Source organism: Streptomyces sp. NPDC059002 (assembly GCF_042740435.1).
In the GTDB taxonomy this organism is placed as follows: domain Bacteria; phylum Actinomycetota; class Actinomycetes; order Streptomycetales; family Streptomycetaceae; genus Streptomyces.
On the sequence record NZ_JBHYJI010000002.1, the window covers coordinates 274,400 to 293,095 of the forward strand.

Below are 18,696 nucleotides of genomic sequence, written 5' to 3' on the forward strand. Positions count from 1 at the left end.
GCGATCCCGCACCGGACTTCGACAGGCCCGCCTAGAGTCGCCCGAATGACCGACCTCTCCTATCTCGCCTCCGTCCGCACGTCCTACGACACCGTCGCCGCCGACTACGTCGCACGGGTCAAGTCCCCTGCGGAGCTGGATCCTTGGTCGCGCGCGATGCTGGCCGCGTTCGCCGAGACCGTACGGACGGACGGCCTCGGGCCCGTCGCGGACCTGGGCTGCGGTCCCGGCCTGGTGACGGCCCATCTGGCCGGGCTCGGGGTGTCCGCGTTCGGGGTCGACCTGTCACCCGCGATGGTCGAACTCGCCCGGCGGGCCCACCCGGACCTGACGTTCACCGTCGGCTCGATGACCGGGCTGGCGATCGGCGACGCCACGCTCGGCGGGATCCTGGCCTTCTACTCCGTCCACCACACGCCGCCGGAGGTGCTGCCGCTCGTGTTCGGCGAATTCCGTCGCACGCTCGCGCCCGGCGGGCACCTCATGGTCGCCGGGCATGTCGGGGCCGATCATGTGAAGGCCGCTCAGCGGCTGCGGCCGGCCCAGGCGTACGGCGGTCATCCCGTGTCCTTCGAGTCCCATCTGCTGCCACCGGACCGGATCGTCGAACTGCTCGGCAGGGCGGGGCTCGTCGTCACCGCCCGGTTCGTGCAGGAGCCCAAGGAAGGGGCCACACGGACCCTCGCCACGTTCGTGGCCCACCGGCCCGAAGGGGCGTGAGGCAAAGGGTCGGGCCCCGCCGCGACGGGGGAGACACGGCGGGACCCACAGATCGGGTGCCCCGCACAGAGCGGAGTCACACACACGAACGAAAACTTCTCGCCGCCGGGCCCCTCCCCGACCCGCCTTGAGCTGCCTTTTGAGCCACGCCCGCGGCCGCCCCGAACCGGGCCGAACCACCCTCATCCGGACCGCGGACCGTCGGTGCCGCGCAGTACGGTCCCGGCATGGCCACCAGAATCGATCTGACCCTCGACTGCGCCGACGCCCAGCTCCTCGCCGCCTTCTGGAAGACCGCGCTCGGCTACGTCGACGAGCCGCCGCCCGCGCCGTTCACCACCCGCGAGGAGTGGCTCGCGAGTTTCGACCTGCCCGACGACGACCCGGCGGACGGCGGGGCGTGGCTCTGCGACCCGGACGGCGTCGGCCCCCGGCTCTCCCTCCTCGAGGTCCCCGAGCCGAAGACCACGAAGAACCGGCTGCACATCGACGTCCGGGTGCCGGGACACGGCAGCACCGCCGAACGCTGGGCGCGGATCAGGGCGGAGGCCGCGCGCCTCGTCGGCGCGGGCGGCAGCGTCCTGGCCGAGTTCGACGGCCACCACGTCACGATGGCCGACCCGGAGGGCAACGAATTCTGCGTCGCCGCCGCCCCGGCCTGACCTCCCGGCCTCACCTCACGCGTACGTGCGCTTCCCGCGCCGGTACGCGATCTCGCCCAGCACGATGTCCACGACGAGGAACGCCGCGAGCGGAATGCCCAGCAGCGGCACGAAGTAGCCGACCACGGCGATCGCCGCGAGCAGCGGCACCAGGACGTACGCCGGTACGTCCTGCCACGCGCCGCGCGCCATGGGACGCCCGAAGGTGCTGCCGCGGCCGCGCCGCCACCACATCCGGTAGCCCCAGACGATCAGCAGGATCAGACATACGGCGAGGGCGGCGAGCGCGACCTGGTTGGCGAGGCCGAACAGCGAACCCGAGTGCGCGTCGATGCCCCAGCGGGTCAGCTTGGCGAGCACCGGATAGTCGTCGAACCGCAGCACGTCGGTCACCTCGCCGTTCGCGGGGTCCACGGCGACCGAGTCCTGCTTCTCGGGCCAGCTGCGCTGGACCTGCTTGACGACGTACGCGGAGGAGGCGTCGGCCGGCGGGACGATCTCCACGGGGTCCGAAAGGCCCTGGGCGCGGGCGGACTTGAGGACGGCGTCGAGTCCTACGTCGGAGCCCGCCTTCCCTGCGCCAGCCCCTGCCCCTGCCCCTGCCCCTGCACCTGCACCTGCACCGCCGGACATGCCGTGACCGGCGTGCTCCCCTCCGGAGCCCGCGCCGGACGCGCCGCCGGGTGCCAGGGTCGCCGTCACCGCGGGCGTCGTCTGGCCGATGGCTTCCCGGAGGTCGCTGATGCTCTCGCCCGCGTACGCCGACCAGGTCAGGCCCGTCGCCGACAGGAAGAACAGCCCCGCGGCCGCCCAGGCACCCACCGAACCGTGCAGCGACAGCGTGCGGCGGCGGCCCGTCGTGCCCCGCAGCTTCCGGCGCGACCTGCGCCGCCCGAACCACAGGACCAGTCCGCCGCCCGCGATCACCCAGAGCCAGCTGGCGGCGAGTTCGCTGTACAGCCTGCCCGGCTCGCCGAGGTGCAGATCGCGGTGGAGTTCGTCGATCCAGGTGCGCAGCGGCAGCGCTCCGGTGGCGCCGTACTGCTCCAGCGCGCCGCGCACCTCGCCCGTGTACGGGTTCACGAAGACGGCGAGCGTGCGCTCGGGATCGACACCGGGCACCCCGGAGAGCAGGACGCGGGTCGTCGCGCCGTCCTCCGGCGAGGGCCGCACCGCGCTGACCGTGCCCTCGGGGTGTGCCGCACGGGCCGCGGCCACCTGCCGGGCCAGGGGCAGTTCGTCCTTGTCTTTGCCGTCCTTGCCGTCCTTGCCGTCCTTGCCGTCTTTGCCGTCTTTGCCGATGGGGACACGGAGTTCGTCGGCGTACACGATCTTCTCGGCCTGGTACGACCCGGCGTACAGGAGTCCGGTCGTGGCGGCTATCAGCAGGAAGGGCGCTATCAAGAGCCCGGCGTAGAAGTGCAGTCGCAGGACGAGCGGACGCAACGACGCGAAGGCGGCACGCCGGGTGGCGGACCGGGCGGCGGGCGGGTTCGGCGAGTCCTGCGGTGGCTTCGCCGGTTCGTCCGGCTGCTGCCCGTCGCCTGGGGCGAGGACGGTGGGTTCGGCGGGCATGGGGTGTTCTCCTGGGTCGGCTGAGTCGGCGGGCCGCGGACCGGCGACAGCCGGACCGGTCCAGGAGTCGGGCCGCGCACCCGTCGAGTTCCAGCCATCGCGCGTGACGCGTGCCACACCCCGTCGGATACGCCTCGTGTACCCCCGCGCACCCCCGCCCGCGGTCAGCGCGGCGCGCGCAGCCCCGCGACGAGAAGCGCGACCATGCGGCGCGCGTCATAGCGGGCGTCGCTCTCCGCGCCGATGCAGAGATTGCCGATGCCGCGCATGAGTTGGTAGGCGTCGAGGTCGGCGCGGATCTCGCCGGAGGCGACGGCGGCCTCAAGGAGTTCGGTGCACACCGGCACGAGACGGTCGAGGAAGTAGGCGTGCAGTGTCTCGAAACCGGCGCTGTCGGACTGCATCGCGGCGGCAAGGCCGTGCTTGGTGACGAGGAAGTCGACGAAGAGGTCGACCCAGCGCTCCAGGGCGGCGTGCGGCGTCGGTCCTGCCGCGAGCAGGGCCGGGCCCGCGTCGGCGCAGGCGTCGATCTGGTGACGGTAGACGGCGATGACGAGGTCGGCGCGCGTGGGGAAGTGACGGTAGACCGTGCCCACACCGACACCGGCCTCGGCGGCGATGTCGCGCACCGGCGCCTCCACGCCCTTGGCGATGAACATCGCCGCGGCCGCGTCCAGCAGGGTCTGCTGATTGCGCCGGACGTCCTTGCGCTTGGGGGTGGCGGCGCTCGTCTGCCCGCTGCTGCCGTTGCCACCCTTGGCGCCCTTGCCGTCGCTCACCAAGACGCTCCTTCCGCGATATTCCATGAGATTCCGTGAGATTCCATAAGGGGTTGTAAAGCGGAACAGCGTTCCGTATCGTTGGCGGAGCAAGGTTCCGTTTTGCTCATGATGGCAGACCGTCGACGGCCGCGCCCGTGCCGCCGTGCCACCGCACCAAGAGTCCGAAGAACCTGATCGGAAGGCACCTCCATGTCCGACCCGAACGCCACCACCCCGCGGCAGCCCGCGCCCGCTCCCGCCACGGTGATCTCCGCGAAGCCCGTCGTCCTGCCCGCCCCGGGCCGCGGCGAAGACCTCCAGGTCCGGGTGTCCGCCCCCGCGACGGGCAGCGCCCCGCCCGTCATCGTCTTCTCGCACGGCTTCGGCTGGTCGATGGACGGCTACGCGCCGCTGGCCGACCACTGGGCCGCACACGGCTTCGTGGTCCTCCAGCCGACCCACCTCGACTCCAGGACACTCGGCCTACCTGCCGACGACCCTCGTACGCCGCGGATCTGGCGCATCCGCACCGACGACCTCAAGCGCGTGCTGGACGGACTCGACACCCTGGAAGCCGCCGTGCCGGGGCTCCGCGGGCGCGTCGACCGCGAGCGGATCGCCGTGGCCGGGCACTCCTGGGGCGCGCAGACGGCAAGCACCCTGCTCGGCGCGCGCGTCCTCGACTCCGACGGCGTGCCCGGCGAGGACATGTCCGATCCCCGGGTCAAGGCGGGAGTGCTGCTCGCCCTGACCGGCCTGGGCGACGACTTGACCCCGTTCGCCGTCGAGCATCTCCCCTTCATGCGGCCGTCGTTCGCCACCATGACCCCACCGGCCCTCATCGTCGCCGGGGACCACGACCAGTCCCACCTGTCCACCCGAGGACCGGACTGGTTCACCGACCCGTACGTCCACAGCCCCGGCAGCAAGAGCCTGCTCACCCTGTTCGGGGCGGAGCACTCGCTCGGCGGCATACCCGGCCATGAGGCCGCCGAGACGACGGACGAGAACCCCGCCCGCGTCGCCCTGCTCCAACGGCTCACCACCGCCTTCCTGCACAGCGTCCTCTCCCCCGAGGACACCGGCTGGAAGGCGGCGACCGCCGCCCTGGCGGACGACCCGGACGCGCTGGGGTCGGTGCGGAGCAAGGACGGGAACGGGGACGCGAACCAGACCGCGGCCGATAGCCAGACCGAGGCCCAGGCCCTGCCCCACGTCGCCCAGACCCAGACCCACGCCCACGCCCATGCCCGCACCCGCACCCGCACCCGCACCCGCACCCGCACCCAAGCTCAGGCCCAGCGATGATCCTCGTCACCGGCGGCCTCGGCTTCATCGGGTCCCACACCGTGCGGGCCCTGCTCGACCAGGGCGAGGAGTGCGTCGTGGTCCAGCGCCGCGCCCGTGAACTCCCGGCCGTGCTCGCCGGGGCGCGGATCGCGGTGGAGTGGGCGGACATCACCGATCGCGACGCCCTGCTCTCGATCGGACGCCGTCACCCCATCACGGGCATCGTGCATCTGGCCGGGTCCTACCCCTGGCCGCCCGTCCCCGACGCGCCGGTCGAGGCGACACGGCAGGCGCTCGACGGACTCCTCAACGCCGTGCAGGCGGCGCAGGATTGGGGCGTACGGCGCCTCGGCCTGGCCAGCACGATCGGGGTCTACTCCGGCGCGCGGAACGACGGACCGTTCCACGAGGACACCCCGCTGCCGATGGACTCGCCCGTCTCGATCCCCACGTTCAAGAAGGTCGGCGAGCTGCTCGGCGGATTCCTCGCCGACACCACCGGCATCGACATCGTCGACTACCGCATATCCGGCACCTGGGGCCCGCTCGGCCACCCCGATCCGTTCTTCGCCGCGCCCGCCCTCGTCCACGCCGCCGCCCACGGCACCGCCCCCGACCTCTCCCACCTCGTGTACCCGGCCCGCACCGAGGACGGGGTCGACCTCAGCTATGTGAAGGACACCGGGCGTGCGATCGCCCTTCTCCAGCTCGCGGAGAAGCTGAACCACCGTACGTACAACGTCGGTTCCGGCCGGGCCACGACCAATGGACAGATCATCGAAGCGATCAAGGAGGTGGTCCCCGACGCGTCGGTCGACCTGCCCACCGGAGGCGACACCGCGCCCATGGCCCTCGACATAGGCCGCCTCCAGCAAGACACGGGCTACCGCCCCACGTACGACACCGGACGAGCCGTCCGCGACTACATCGAATGGCTGCTCGCGGGCAACAAGCGCTGAGGGGCACCAGGGTCCCGGACAGCAACCACCCTGCGTGCGGCGTCAGTTACCCGGGCAGCAACCACCCTGAGCACAGCGTCAATTACCCGGCCAGCAACCACCCTGAGCACAGCGGCAGTTCACAGGCTTTCGTCGCGGTGGGTGGGGCGGCCGTCGAGGACCGTCAGGAGGACCGGCACGTCCGGCAGGTCCGTGGCAGCGGTGCTCAGCGGGCCCTCCGCGAGGACCGTCAGATCGGCGCGGCACCCGACGGCGAGCCGTCCCGCCTCGTGCTCGTCGCCCGCCGCACGGGCCGCGCTGACGGTCATGCCCTGCAGCGCCTCCAGGGCGGTGAGCGCCTGCTCGGGGCCGTGCGGGTCCTGGCCGAGATCGCGGCTCGGGCGGCGGTGGCGGGCGCCCGCCATGACGCCCAGCGGCGGGTAGGGGGCGATGGGCCAGTCCGAGCCGAGGACGACGGTGGCGCCGGAGTCCCACAGGTCGCGGCAGCGCCAGGCGCGCGCGGCCCGCTCCTCGCCGAGCCTGCGCGACCAGTTGTCGGTGTGGTCGGCCCGGGTGAAGTCGCAGCAGTGCGTGGGCTGCATCGAGGCGACGACGTCGAGTTCGGCGAAGCGGCGCAGCGTGTCGTCGGGCACCGTCTCGATGTGCTCGACGCGGTGCCGGACCCCGCCCCGCCCGCCGGACAGGGCCTTCTCGACCGAGTCGAGCACATGCCGTACGGCGGCGTCGCCGATGGCGTGCGTGGCGGTGGGCACCCCGGCCCTGTGGAGTTCGCCGACGACGCGCGTGTAGGCGGCGGGGTCGGGCCAGAAGGCGTGCGTGGACTCGCCGTGGCAGTCGGGGTGTTCGAGCCAGGCCGTGCCGTTGTCGATGGTGCCGTCCATGAAGAGCTTGACGCCCGCCGTCCGCCACAGGGTGCCGCCCGTGCCCTGCCGCTCGATGAGCGCGCGCAGCGCGTCGGCGTCCGTGCCCGGCTGGCACCAGGGAGCGACGCGCAGCCGCACCGGCAACTCGCCCGCCTCGTCCAACTCGGCGTACAGCGCGAGGCTTTCGCCGTTGGCGTCCATGGCGTGGCCGCCGGTGAGTCCGGCGGCGGCCATCCCGCGCAGGGCCGCGGCGAGCCGGTCGCGGCGTTCGGCGCGGGTGGGCTGCGGCGCCGCGCGTTCCACCAGTTCGCAGGCGGCCTCCTCCAGGAGCAGCCCGGTGGGACGTCCCGCCGTGTCGCAGACGACTTCGGCGGCCTGGTCGAAGGTGCGCGGCCCGTCGACCCCCGCGAGTTCGAGGGCGCGCGGGCTTGCCACCATCGAGTGGGCGTCGAAGAGCTGGAGGAGCGCGGGCACCCCGTCGAGCACCGGGCCGAGGGCGGCGGAGCCGAGGGGACGGTCCCCGAAGACGTTGGGGTCGAGCCCCCAGCCGTGCAGCCACTCCCCCGGCGCGAGGCCACGGACCTCCCGGGCCAGCGCGTCGCGCACCGCGTCCAGGTCGGCGCAGCCCGAAAGATCGAGCCCCTGGGTCAACTCGGCGCCGGAGACGGGATGGAGATGCCCGTCGACAAGGCCGGGGGTCACCACGGCCCCCTTCAGGTCGATCACGGTCGTCGACGCGTCGGCGAGCGCCCGGATCTCCCGGTCGTCCCCCAGCGCACGGATCCGCCCCTCGGACACGGCCAGCGCGGTCTGCGGCAGGAACGCTCCGGTGACCGGGTCGAGGAGGCGGGCGGAGAGCAGGACAAGCGGGGTGCGCGGCACAGGAGCTCCTTGGGACGGGGTGTACGTACAGGTGTGTCTGAGACGCCCGGGTCGCCGGAGCGCGGACGCCGCGGGTTGCCAGGGCGTGGACGGGCGCGGAGGGAGGAGGGTCAGCCCAACACGCCCTCCGTGAGCCCCAGTTCGCGCTCCGCCGTGGCCACGGCCATCCGCGCCACCGCCGGAGGGCGATTGCTGATGTCGGTGCTGGCATGGACACCGAGCCCGTCGAGGACGACCAGGATCTGAATGGCCGTCACCTCCGGGTCGTCCGTGCGGAATTCGTGCCGCTCGACGCCCTCGCGGATGAGCCCGGCGAGCCGGCCGCGCCAGGCGGCCTCCTGAACGGCCACCCGGTCGCGGAGGACGGGGCGGTAGCGGCTGAGGTGTCGCGCGTTGATCCAGAGGCGGCTGATGCCGTCGTACGAATCCCCCGTCGTATGCGCGAAGAGCCGCGTCAGATGCGAGGTCGGGGTGCCGTCGGGCCGTTCGGCCGGCAGGAGCGTGTCGAGTTCGCCGCTCGCCGCGCTGCCGAACGCCTCCGCCACGAGGTCGTCCGCCGCGGGGAAGTAGTGACTGATCAGCCCCGGCCGTACGTCGAGTTCCTCGGCGATCCGCCGCAGGGTGACGCACTCGAGCCCCTCGGTCAGGGCGACCGAGGCGGCCGCCGCGACGATTTCCGCACGTCGGGCGGCCGGAGATTTCCGAATTCGCTTGCGCTGAACGCTTGACGACATGACCACAACGCTATTGAGTGTGCGACCAATAAGCAAGCAGGCGGGTTTCCCAGCATCCGGAGGGCCTCATGGCGTCCACGATTCCCGACCCACATCCCGGCCGGCGGACCGCGCTCGGCGCGACGGAACCGACCGTGGACCGCGCGGGTCGCATCGAGGCCCACGGCATCGACCACATTCCCGACGGGGAACGCCACGGCCGCCCCCGGGAGCTGTTCTCCGTCTGGGCCGCGGCGAACGTCAACTACCTGAGCCTGGTGATCGGCGGCGCGCTCGTCCTCATGGGCCTGAGCCTGTGGCAGGCGATCGCCGTGATCGTGGTGGGCAATCTGTTCTGGCTGCTCACGGGAGTGCTCGCGATCTCCGGCCCCGCGTCGGGCACACCGAGCGAAGTGATCACCCGGGCGATATACGGCGTGCTCGGCAACCGCGTGAACAACGCGGTCACCGGCTGGATGATCTCGGTCTGCTACTTCGCCCTCAATCTCTCGGCCGCCGCGACCGCCGCCTTCGCCCTGGTCGAGAAGGCGGGCATCCCGGCGAACACCGGCGTCCAGGTGGCCGTCGTGGTGGTCGTCGCCGCGCTCACCCTGACCATCAGCGTCTACGGGCACGCGACGATCGTGCGGCTCTACCTGCCGATCACCCTCGCGCTCACCGCGGTCTTCGCCGTCGTCGCCGTCGCCGTGCTCGGGCACACCGACTTCTCGTACACGCCCGCCGAACCGCTGACCGGCACCGAACTGTGGGTGACCCTGATCTCCGGTGTCACGCTCATCGCCGCGGGCCCGCTGTCGTACACCACCAGCGCGGACTTCTCCCGCTATCTCCCCCGCACGACGTCCGCCAAGGCGGTCGCCGGGTGGACGGCGCTCGGTGCCTTCCTGCCGAGCACTGTCGTCTGCTCGCTGGGCGCGTTCGCCGCGACCACGGTCGACATGACCGATCCGCAGACCGCGCTCGAAGGGCTCCTGCCCGGCTGGTTCACGCCCCTGTTCCTGCTGGCCCTGGTGCTCGGCACGATCGCCATCAACGCGATGACCGCCTACAGCGCGGGGCTCGCCCTGCAGGCCGTGGGGCTGCGCATCCGGCGGTCGGTCAGCGTGCTCTTCGACGGCACCGTGGCGGTCGCGCTGACCCTGTACGCGCTGCTCGTGTCCAACTTCCTCGACACCGTCAGCAATGTCCTCCAGCTCACCGTCGTCCTGCTCGGTCCCGCCATGGCCCTGTACGCCACCGACATCGCGCTGCGCCGCAACCGTTACGACGGCCTCGCGCTCACCGACGAGTCCCCGGAGAGCCCCTTCTGGTACACGGGCGGCTTGCACCGGGCCGGGGCCCTGGCCCTCGTCGCGGGCGTCACCGCGGCGGCGCTGTGCGTCAACACCCTCTACACCGGGCCGGTGGCGCATGCCCTGGGCGGCGCGGACCTGGCACTTCCGGTCGGCATGGTCGTCGCTTCCGCCGTCTACGCGGGACTGGTGCGGCGCCCGCTCTTCGGCCGCGATGCGACGGGGTCCGCCTGAGCCCTCCGCAGGTCGCGGCAGGACAGCGCGCCCGGGCCGCCCGTCGCGGCCGTCCGTCAGAGCGGCGTATGGAACCGGCGACCCCGCTTGCCCGGCGGCGCGCCCCCGGCTTCGATATGACGTGTGAACAGCGCGTGGCTCCTCCTCGACCGGCCCCCTCATCGGGCGCCCCGTCGTATGCCCCGCTGCCCTCTGACGGAAGCGTCCGCCCGCCGCTGACGCCTGCTTCCCGATGAGTTCCGGGGCGCCGTGACCTGACACGGCGCCCCTTCGTCGTACCTCTCCATACCCACATGTCGTACGCCGGTTCCGTCTGCGTACCCGCACCCATGGATGTCCCATGTCTGAATCAAGCCTGTCCGCCCGCACCATCCTGGTCACCGGCGCCACCTCCGGCATCGGCTACGAGACCGCGCGGCAGCTCGCCGAGCGTGGCGCCACCGTGCTGCTGCACGGCCGCACCGCCGAGGAGGCCGGCGCCGCCGCCGACCGCCTCGTCGCCACCACCGGCGTGGGCGTGGACCAACTCTGGGCCTGCTCCGCCGACTTCACGCACCTCGAGGAGGTCGAGGCCCTCGCGGACCGGATCGTCCGGGAGCACCCGCACCTGGACGTCCTGGTCAACAACGCCGGTATGGCCGCCCCCGAGCGGCACACCGTCACCGCCGACGGCAACGAGATCGCCTTCCAGGTCAACTTCCTCGCGCACTACCTGCTCACGTGCCTGCTTGAGCCCGCGCTCACCAGCGACCCGGGCGGCCGTGTCGTCAACGTCTCCTCGTCGCTGCACCGCACCGCGTCCATCCAGTGGAGCGACCCCAACCGCGCCCGCCGCTACTCGCGGCTCGCCGCGTACGCGCAGTCGCAGCTGGCCCTGACGGTGTTCGCCGCCGACCCGCGGGTCACCGCGGTCTCCGTGCACCCCGGCGTGTGCACCACGGCACTGCTCCCGCTGTACGCCAACGAAGGCGTCACGCCCACCGAGGGCGCGGCCAACGTGGCGCGGCTGTGCGACCCGGCGGTCGAGATCGTCAACGGCGCCTACTACGACCGCGCCGAGCGCGTCGCCCCGGCGGCCGCCGCGACCGAGGACCGCACCGTGAAGCGCCTCAACAAGCTCGCCGATCTGCTCGTGGGCCGCACCGCGGCCTGACTGCCTCTCCTGCGGTTCCGCGCCGCGGCACCGCGTCCACCCCTTCTCTGTACAGGAGTTGTCCCATGTCCAAGCGAGCCCGCAAGAAGAAGGCCCGTCGCAAGAAGAAGGCGAACCACGGCAGCAAGGCCGGGCAGAGCTGAATCGCCGGAACGGCGAGATGACGCCATGGTGAGCCAGATTGGCTCGCCATGGCGTTACCCATGTGCCATGCTGGCACCGCGTGTTGGGCGCCGTACACGACGGCGCCCGACCGTCGCGTACCAGCGCATCTTCCATGGCACGTCGCCCCGCACCGGAGGACCCCATGCCGCACGAATCGTCGACACCCGCGCACACCAAGGCACTCGATGAGGCGGTGTTAGCCGCGGAGCCGGTCCGGCTGCCCGTCGAGCGCCCCTCGGGCTGCCCCTTCGACCCGCCCACCGAGCTGACGCGGCTGCGCGAGGAACGCCCCCTCACGCGGCTGAGCTTCCCCGACGGGCACGTGGGCTGGCTGGCCACCAGCCACGCCCTGGTCCGCGCGGTCCTGTCCGACTCCCGGTTCTCCTCCCGGTACGAACTCCTCCACCTGCCGATGGAGACCGGATACACCGGCGAGATGCCACCGGCGCCGATCGGCGACATGACCGGGATGGACGCGCCCGAGCACACCCGCTACCGGAGGCTGCTGGCAGGCAAGTTCACCGTCCGCCGGATGAATCTGCTCAGCGAGCGCGTCGAGCAGATCACCACCGAGCACCTCGATGCCATGGAGCGGCAGGGGCCGACGGTGGACCTGGTGAAGGCGTACGCGCAGCCCATCCCCGCCCTCACGATCTGCGAACTCCTCGGCGTGCCCTACACGGAGCACGAGTTCTTCCAGCAGAACACCGAGACGATCATGCTCCACAGCTCCACCATGGAGGAGAGGGCCGCCGCCATGACGGCGATGGAGGAGTACCTCCATCAGCTGGTCCTCGCCAAGCGCGCCGCCCCCACCGACGATCTGCTCAGCGACCTGACGACCAGTGATCTCACCGACGAGGAACTCACCGGCCTCGCCGGGTTCCTGCTGGGCGCGGGCCTCGACACCACCGCCAACATGATCGCGTACGGCACCTTCGCGCTGCTCAGCAACCCGGAGCAGTTCGAGGCCCTGCGCGCCGATCCGGGCATCGCCGACCAGGCCGTCGAGGAGCTCATGCGCTATCTGACGATCGCCCAGATCGGGGGGCGGTCCGCCCTGGAGGACGTGGAGCTCGGCGGGGAGCTGATCAAGGCGGGCGAGACGGTCATCGTGGCGCACGAGACCGCCAACCGCGACCCGCTGAAGTACCCCGACCCCGACGTGCTCGACCTGCGCCGCACGGCGACCGGCCAACTGGGCTTCGGACACGGCATCCACCAGTGCCTGGGCCAGCAGCTGGCGCGCGTCGAGATGCGGGCCGCCTTCCCCGCCCTGGTCACCCGGTTCCCCACGTTGCGTCTTGCGATCCCGGCCGACGAGGTGCCGCTGCGCACCGGGATGAACATCTTCGGGGTGCACAAGCTCCCCGTCACCTGGGGCGAGGCGTAGCGAACGGCGCGGCCCCTTCTCGCGGGATGCGAGAAGGGGCCTTCGTCATGACGACGGACGAGCCGTCCCCCGTGTGCGCCGCGGGCGTGTCACCGCCTTGGGCGCGTCACCGCCTTGGACGTGTCAGTTCCACGGTTCGTCGAACGACCGGCCGGGCACCGGCTTCGCGGTCAGGGCCAGGGGGATGAAGAAGTTGATCTGGCCGATCGCGAACAGCAGGGTGGCGAACGCCTTGGGCTCGTAGTGCGCGGCCACCTCGTCGTACAGCTCGCCGGAGACCCGCTCACCGCCCGTGGACGGCCGGAGTACCGCCTCGACGAGGGCGAGCGCGGCCCGCTCGGCACCGGTGAAGTACGGCGAGTCCTGCCAGGAGGACACCGAGGTGATGCGCTCCTCCGACTGCCCCGCCGCACGCAGGAAGCCGGTGTGCAGAACGGTCAGATAGGTGCTGCCGACGATCTGGCCCGCGCGCAGGTGGACCAGGCTGATCGTGGCGCGCGGCACCGCACCGTTGCCCACGACCTTGAGCAGGGCCGCCGACACCTCCTTCACCTCGGGGACCAGCTGCGTGGGGTCGTCGGACATCCGCGGAACCGTCGGGATCTCCGCCGTGATCGAACGCGTTTCCATTGCCGTCTCCTTCGGGCTTTCGTATCGCTTTCACTGCCCTGACGGATCCCGGCGGGGAAGTGTGACCGGGGAGATCTCTTTTCTTACGCCGACTCTTACGCCGACTCTTACGTCGGCTCTTACGTCGGCTCTTACGTCGACCTCGGCCGCGTCTCCCCCAGCCGGGCCAGCAGGTCCTGCGTGAGGCGGTGCAGGCGCAGCGCGGCCTCCTCGTCGAACGCCGGTCCCTTCAGCGGGAGTTGGCGTTCTGTGTGGTAGGCCGTGAAGCCCGGGCCCGGCGGGTCGTCGAGGAGGCGTGTCATCGGGTCCACGGCCTTGGCCACCGGGGTGGCGAAGAGGGCGAAGGACGCCTTGGTGAGGGAGCGCAGCGGCTGTGGCAGGTGGGTGGGCATGCCGGTCGCCACGACGCCGGGGTGGTAGGCGAGGTAGCGGATCGGGGTGTCGGCGTGCACGACGGGGAAGGCCACGCCGAGCAGGTCGTTGGCGCGGAAGGACTGCAGGGTGGCCTTGGTGCCGCTGTAGCGGCGCGTCAGCTGCAGGTCGTCCCAGTGGATGCGGCCCAGTGGGACGCCGGGGGTGCCGACGTTCATGACGACCGGTCGCGGCGCGGACTCCAGGGCCCCGCGCAGCCCGTGACCGAGTACGTACCGGCTCAGGTAGGCGAGCGCGAAGCTGTGCTCGAAGCCGTCGGCGGTGAGGGTGCGCGGGCCGAAGAGGCGGTAGCGCTGTGCGCACAGGACGAGTGCGTCCACGGAGGGGCAGCGGCTCTCGATCGTGGCGACGAGTTCCCGGGCCGCCGCGACCGAGGTGAGGTCGGCCCGCAGGAAGGTGATCCGCTCACCGGCCGAGAGGGCCGCCGCCTCCGCCAGCAGGGCCTCCCCCTTGGCGGGCGTGCTGCCGACGGCGAGCACGCGGTCCCCTTGGCGCAGGTGGCGCAGGGCAAGTCCCTTGCCGATTCCGTCGGTTCCTCCGGTGATGACCACGGTCCGCATGCCGGCTCTCCTCCCCTCCGGGCCGTGCGGCCGATGCGCCGCGCGACAGCCCGGAAGCACTATGCGGATATCTCTTATCCGCTTACGGGAGGGACCGTAGCACGAAGCGGATAGCCTTTATCCGGTTACTCTGTAGCCGGTCGATCCGGTCACGGACGAAGAAGGAGCCTCCAATGGACAGCGCCTCCACAGGCGGTACGAGGGGAGACAGGCCCCCCGCCACGGCACCGGCGCGTCCCCTGCGGCGGGACGCCGAGGCCAACCGGCGGCGCATCCTCCAGGCGGGCCGTGAAGTCTTCGCCGCGCGCGGGCTGCAGGCCACGCTCAACGACGTCGCCCACCACGCGGGGCTCGGAGTCGGCACCGTCTACCGCAAGTTCGCCGACAAGCAGGCACTCGCGGAGGCCGTCTTCGGCGCGGAACTCGACGAGATCGCGGCGCTGGCACGCGAGGCGCTGGACGCGGCCGACGCCTTCGCCGCCCTGGCCGACTTCCTGGAGCAGGCCCTTGCGCGGGCCTCGGTCAACCGCGGCCTGCGCGAACTGATGCGCCAGGGCACCGTCGAGGACACCGGTCCCGCCCGGGCGCGTCAGGAGATCACCGCGCACTGCGAGCGCCTCGTGGAGCGGGCGCGCGACCAGGGCGCGCTGCGCGACGGGGTCACCGCCGCGGACATCACGCCCGTCGTCGCGATGATCGACGCCGTCATGGCGCTGCCCGGCGAGCAGCCGGACGGGCACCCGGGCGGGCCGTGGCGCCGCTGCCTGACGATCGTCCTCGACGGGCTCCGCGCCCGGCCGGGCCAGGCGCGGCTGCCGGGGCCCGACGTCCCGCCGAGTGCTTAGAAGTCGTACGGCTTGGTCGGGTTCCAGTTCGTGACGTCCGCGCTGGTCCACGTGAACTTGGAGGGGACACCCTTGCCGTCGAAGGCGGCCTGGTCGGTGCCGGGCCCGGTGTCACCGGTCCGGTCGCGCAGGGCGATGCTCAGGTCGCCGGAGGTGTGGGTCCTGGCCGAGTCGCGGAAGAGGCTCACCGCGGAGTACACCTTGGCGCCGGGCCGCACGGTGATGCGGGCGCTGCCGCCCGGGGCGTCCTTGGCGGCGTGGGGCAGCACGTCGACCGTGTCACCGAGCATCACGGACGGGTAGGAGGTGACCCAGCACGGCGTGGCGTCGGCGTTCGTCGCGGAGATGAGCAGGTGCTCCCCCTGCTGTCCGGCGAAGCGGTGCACCACGGAGTACGACATCTCGTCGCCGTTGCACGCACGCGTGGCGGTCGGCTTGGCCGGGCTCGCGCCCTGCGACGCCCCGGCCTCGCCGACGGTGACGATGCCGGTCAGGCCGAGGGTGAGGGTGGCGGTGGCCGCGGTGAGGGCGGCGGTGCGGATGCGGTGCGTGCGCATGGTGGTACTCCCCGATTGGGCGGTGCGGTCGCCGCGGCGGTTTGTCGCGGTGTGCCCACCTTGGCAGGATCTGCTGGCGTTGCGATCACGCGCGGCTGACGTTCCGCTGACGCCCCGTGAGGCTCCCTCGTGCCGTCGCGTCAGGCCCGGAAGTCACCGCGTACGACAGCGCGAACTCCCCGTACGAAGCCGCGCCGCACCCCGCCCCGCGCCCCTCACGCCCCGGTGGCGAGCCGGGCCCGCGCCGCGTCGCGCCGCATGCGGTAGCCCTCGTCGTCCGACACCTTGAGCAGCGCGCCGAGCGCCCGCACCGCGCCGTCGTCGTATCCGGCGGCCTCCGCCTCGCGGGCCGCCTCGTCGAGGCAGCGGATGCCCTCGATCTCGTCGCCGAGGCCGACGAGCGCCTCACCGGCCGCCGCGAGCAGCAGCACCCGGGCCGATGCCGGGGCGTCCGGCGGCTGGAGTGCGCTGGCCGCCGTCGCGGTGGCGAGCGCCGACTGCCACTGTCCGGCGTCGAGTTGGTGCCGGGTCAGGTGGTAGAGGGCGAGGCGTTCGGTGTGGCGCTCGCCCGTCGTGCGGGAGAGGTCCACCGCGCGCAGGCAGCCCTCGGCCGCCTCGTCCAGGTCGCCGAGGGCGGCCTGCGCGAGGGAGAGGTTGATGAGCGCGGTGGCCTCGCCGCTCGGGTCGCCCGCCTGGGCGGCCAGTTTCGGGGCGGCCTCCAGGTGCGGGAGCGCCTCGGCGGTGCGGCCCTCCTCGGTCAGGACCCAGCCGAGCAGGGCGAGGACCCGTGACTGGGCGTGGCGGTCGTCGTCGGCCCGCGCCGCGGCGAGTGCCGTGTACAGGAGCGGCGTCCAGCCGTCGAGGACGCGCCACACCATGAGCGGCCACAGGGCGAGGACGAGCCGCCACGTCCTGTCGTGCAGCCCGGCGGCGTCAGCCGCGCCCGCCGCGAGGATCACGTCCTCGCGTTCGGCCGCGTACCAGCACATGGCCGTGTCCCGGTCCGCGAACTCCCGTACCTCCACGGGCATATGGAACCCCTCGGGCAGTCCGAAGCACGGTTCGCCGTCCTGCTCGGCGGCCTGCGCGGCCGCGAGCCCGGTGGCGATGTAGTGGTCGAGCACGCGCGGCAGGGCGTCGGGGTCGGCGTCCAGGCCCCGGGCGTAGAGGCGGACGAGGTCGTGCAGCGTCCAGCGGCCCGGCGCGCTGTGGGTGAGCAGGTGCGCGGCGGCGAGCTGGTCGAGTGCGGCCTCCGCGGCGACCGGGGTGGTGCCCGCGAGGGCGGCGGCCGTGCGCCGGTCGACATGGGTGCCGGGGTGGCGGCCGAGGTGCGCGAAGTGGTGTGCGGCGCCCGGCGGGAGGCGGTCCAGGGACAGCTGGAGTGCGGCGCGCACGCCGGTGTCCTCCGCGTCGAGGAGGCCGAGTCTGCGCGTCGCGTCCGAGAGTTCGTCCGCCATCGCGGCGAGCGTCCAGTGCGGCTGGTCGGCGAGCCGGGCGGCGGCGACCCGCAGGGCGAGCGGCAGGCCGTCGCAGAGCCTGGCGAGGCGGCGGGCGGCGATCGGTTCGACGTGCACCCGCTCGGGGCCGAGGACGGCGGCGAGCAGGGCCGTGCTGTCCTCCTCGCCCAGGACGTCGAGCGGCACGGGCCGGGCGGCGTCGGAGGCGATCAGGCCGCGCAGCCGGTGGCGGCTGGTGACGACGGTGACGCAGTCCGCGCCGCCGGGCAGCAGCGGTCTCGCCTGTTCGGAGGCGCGCACGTTGTCGAGTACGACGAGGATGCGGCGCTCGGCGGTGAGCGTGCGGAACAGGGCGGCTGCGCTGTTCACCGTCTCCGGTATCCGGCGCGGTGCCACGCCCAGGGCGAGCAGGAACTCGCGCAGCACGTCGAGCAGTTCGGGCTCGCCCGTCTCGCTGAAGCCGCGCAGATCGACGTGGAGCCTGCCGTCGGGGAACCGTTCGCGTTCGTGGTGCGCCCAGTGCACCACGAGGGCGCTCTTGCCGACGCCCGCGGGCCCGGTGACCAGGCATACGGGCGCCTCGCCGGAGGCCGCCCTGGAGAGTGCGGCGAGTTCGGCGGCGCGCCCGTGGAATCCGCGCGGTGCGCGCGGCAGCAGGTCGACGGGGCCGGCGGACACGGCGGACGCGGGTGCGGCGGAGAGCACGGTCTCGGCCGTCTCGCGCTGTGCGGCGTCCTCGTCATCGTCGTCGTGCTGGCCGCGCAGGGCCAGCGCGTAGGCCTCGGCGAGTTCGCGGCCGGGGTCGACGCCCAGCTCGTCGGCGAGCAGGCGCCGGGTGCGGTGGAACCAGTCGAGCGCTTCGGAGCGGCGGCCCGCGCGCCGCAGGGCCGTCACGAGTGCGGCGGACAGGGATTCGCGCAGCGGATGGGCGCTGGCCTCGGCGCGCAGCACGGTGGCGGCCCTGGCGTGCTCGCCCAACTTGCCGTATCCCAGGGCGAGTTGTTCGACGGCGGCGAGCCGCAGCTCCTCCAGGGCGTGTGCGGCGGCCTGCAGGGGCGGGCTGGGGTAGACGCCGGTCAGGGCGGGCCCCTGCCACAGGGCGAGGGCTTCCTGGTGCATGACGACGGCGTCGCCCGCCGAGCGCTGTCCGCGGGCGAGGGTGACCAGTTCCTCGAAGCGGTGGGCGTCCAGGAGGGTCTCCGGCATGCGCAGCGCGTACGCCGCGCCCTCGGTGGCGAGCTGCACGCCGTACATCCGGGCGTCCGTCGTCTCCAGGAGCGTCCGCAGGTGCGACACATGCCCTTGGATGACGCTGCGGGCCCGCAGCGGCGGTTCGTCGTCCCACAGGGCCGCGGTGAGCTGGTCGACCGGGACGGGGACGTTGGGCCGCAGCAGCAGCGCGGCGAGCAGGCTGCGCCGCTTGACGGGGCCGAGCGGCAGGTCACCGGCCTCGGTGGCCACGGACACCGATCCGAGCAGCCGGAACTCCACGAACCCTGCACCTCCAGAAGCGAAAGATCAACAGCCTATCC

Annotated in this window: 15 protein-coding genes and 1 pseudogene; 8 read left to right on the forward strand and 8 right to left on the reverse strand. The window is 72.6% G+C overall.

Annotation, left to right across the window (positions count from 1 at the left end):
• Window positions 1–45: 45 nt before the first annotated feature.
• Window positions 46–720 carry a class I SAM-dependent methyltransferase gene (locus ACFWZ2_RS03175; RefSeq protein ID WP_384540981.1) on the forward strand — a complete coding sequence of 225 codons (675 nt, stop codon included), beginning with the start codon at window positions 46–48 and terminating at the stop codon, window positions 718–720.
• 227 nt (window positions 721–947) lie between these two features.
• Window positions 948–1,382: a VOC family protein gene (locus tag ACFWZ2_RS03180; protein WP_384540984.1), complete on the forward strand. Its 435-nt coding sequence runs from the start codon at window positions 948–950 to the stop codon at window positions 1,380–1,382.
• A gap of 15 nt (window positions 1,383–1,397) precedes the next feature.
• Here the strand turns inward: ACFWZ2_RS03180 and ACFWZ2_RS03185 are convergent, their stop codons facing one another.
• Both ACFWZ2_RS03185 and ACFWZ2_RS03190 read right to left on the reverse strand, forming a co-directional pair.
• Window positions 1,398–2,957 carry a PepSY-associated TM helix domain-containing protein gene (locus tag ACFWZ2_RS03185; RefSeq protein ID WP_384540987.1) on the reverse strand — a complete coding sequence of 520 codons (1,560 nt, stop codon included), beginning with the start codon at window positions 2,955–2,957 and terminating at the stop codon, window positions 1,398–1,400.
• A 164-nt stretch (window positions 2,958–3,121) separates the two neighbouring features.
• A complete protein-coding gene (locus tag ACFWZ2_RS03190) occupies window positions 3,122–3,736 on the reverse strand; it encodes a TetR/AcrR family transcriptional regulator (RefSeq protein ID WP_384540990.1) in 615 nt (204 codons plus the stop codon).
• A 192-nt stretch (window positions 3,737–3,928) separates the two neighbouring features.
• On the opposite strand from ACFWZ2_RS03190, the pseudogene ACFWZ2_RS03195 reads away from it, so the two are divergent.
• Both ACFWZ2_RS03195 and ACFWZ2_RS03200 read left to right on the forward strand, forming a co-directional pair.
• Window positions 3,929–4,867 (forward strand): annotated as a pseudogene (locus ACFWZ2_RS03195) (alpha/beta hydrolase family protein); the annotation flags it as partial.
• Window positions 4,868–5,022: 155 nt separating this feature from the next.
• Entirely contained in the window at window positions 5,023–5,967 is a 945-nt protein-coding gene (locus ACFWZ2_RS03200; RefSeq protein ID WP_384540993.1) for an NAD-dependent epimerase/dehydratase family protein, read from the forward strand.
• Window positions 5,968–6,086: 119 nt separating this feature from the next.
• On the opposite strand, the gene ACFWZ2_RS03205 is transcribed toward ACFWZ2_RS03200, so the two are convergent.
• Together ACFWZ2_RS03205 and ACFWZ2_RS03210 are read right to left on the reverse strand one after the other, a co-directional pair.
• Window positions 6,087–7,712, reverse strand: a complete 1,626-nt coding sequence (locus ACFWZ2_RS03205; protein ID WP_384540996.1) for an amidohydrolase — start codon at window positions 7,710–7,712, stop codon at window positions 6,087–6,089.
• Window positions 7,713–7,822: 110 nt separating this feature from the next.
• Complete coding sequence (locus ACFWZ2_RS03210; RefSeq protein ID WP_384540999.1) at window positions 7,823–8,446, reverse strand: TetR/AcrR family transcriptional regulator; 624 nt, start codon at window positions 8,444–8,446, stop codon at window positions 7,823–7,825.
• A gap of 68 nt (window positions 8,447–8,514) precedes the next feature.
• On the opposite strand from ACFWZ2_RS03210, the gene ACFWZ2_RS03215 reads away from it, so the two are divergent.
• The 3 genes from ACFWZ2_RS03215 to ACFWZ2_RS03225 all read left to right on the forward strand — a co-directional run bounded on the left by ACFWZ2_RS03215 (window position 8,515) and on the right by ACFWZ2_RS03225 (window position 12,683).
• Window positions 8,515–9,972, forward strand: coding sequence for a purine-cytosine permease family protein (locus ACFWZ2_RS03215; RefSeq protein WP_384541002.1), 1,458 nt, complete (start codon window positions 8,515–8,517; stop codon window positions 9,970–9,972).
• A 340-nt stretch (window positions 9,973–10,312) separates the two neighbouring features.
• Window positions 10,313–11,125, forward strand: coding sequence for an SDR family NAD(P)-dependent oxidoreductase (locus tag ACFWZ2_RS03220; RefSeq protein WP_384541005.1), 813 nt, complete (start codon window positions 10,313–10,315; stop codon window positions 11,123–11,125).
• Between the two features lie 307 nt (window positions 11,126–11,432).
• Window positions 11,433–12,683: a cytochrome P450 gene (locus ACFWZ2_RS03225; RefSeq protein WP_384541009.1), complete on the forward strand. Its 1,251-nt coding sequence runs from the start codon at window positions 11,433–11,435 to the stop codon at window positions 12,681–12,683.
• Window positions 12,684–12,806: 123 nt separating this feature from the next.
• Here ACFWZ2_RS03225 and ACFWZ2_RS03230 read toward each other — a convergent pair whose 3' ends face one another.
• Together ACFWZ2_RS03230 and ACFWZ2_RS03235 are read right to left on the reverse strand one after the other, a co-directional pair.
• Window positions 12,807–13,313 (reverse strand): carboxymuconolactone decarboxylase family protein, encoded by a 507-nt coding sequence (locus ACFWZ2_RS03230; RefSeq protein ID WP_384541012.1) that lies wholly within the window; start codon window positions 13,311–13,313, stop codon window positions 12,807–12,809.
• A gap of 131 nt (window positions 13,314–13,444) precedes the next feature.
• Window positions 13,445–14,305 (reverse strand): SDR family NAD(P)-dependent oxidoreductase, encoded by an 861-nt coding sequence (locus ACFWZ2_RS03235; protein ID WP_384541015.1) that lies wholly within the window; start codon window positions 14,303–14,305, stop codon window positions 13,445–13,447.
• 173 nt (window positions 14,306–14,478) lie between these two features.
• Between ACFWZ2_RS03235 and ACFWZ2_RS03240 the strand changes: the two genes are divergently transcribed.
• A complete protein-coding gene (locus tag ACFWZ2_RS03240; RefSeq protein ID WP_384541018.1) occupies window positions 14,479–15,150 on the forward strand; it encodes a TetR/AcrR family transcriptional regulator in 672 nt (223 codons plus the stop codon).
• Here the strand turns inward: ACFWZ2_RS03240 and ACFWZ2_RS03245 are convergent.
• Window positions 15,147–15,707 (reverse strand): DUF4232 domain-containing protein, encoded by a 561-nt coding sequence (locus ACFWZ2_RS03245; RefSeq protein ID WP_384541021.1) that lies wholly within the window; start codon window positions 15,705–15,707, stop codon window positions 15,147–15,149. The genes ACFWZ2_RS03240 and ACFWZ2_RS03245 overlap by 4 nt on opposite strands.
• A 215-nt stretch (window positions 15,708–15,922) precedes the next feature.
• Window positions 15,923–18,655, reverse strand: a complete 2,733-nt coding sequence (locus tag ACFWZ2_RS03250; protein ID WP_384541024.1) for a BTAD domain-containing putative transcriptional regulator — start codon at window positions 18,653–18,655, stop codon at window positions 15,923–15,925.
• Between the last annotated feature and the right edge of the window lie 41 nt (window positions 18,656–18,696).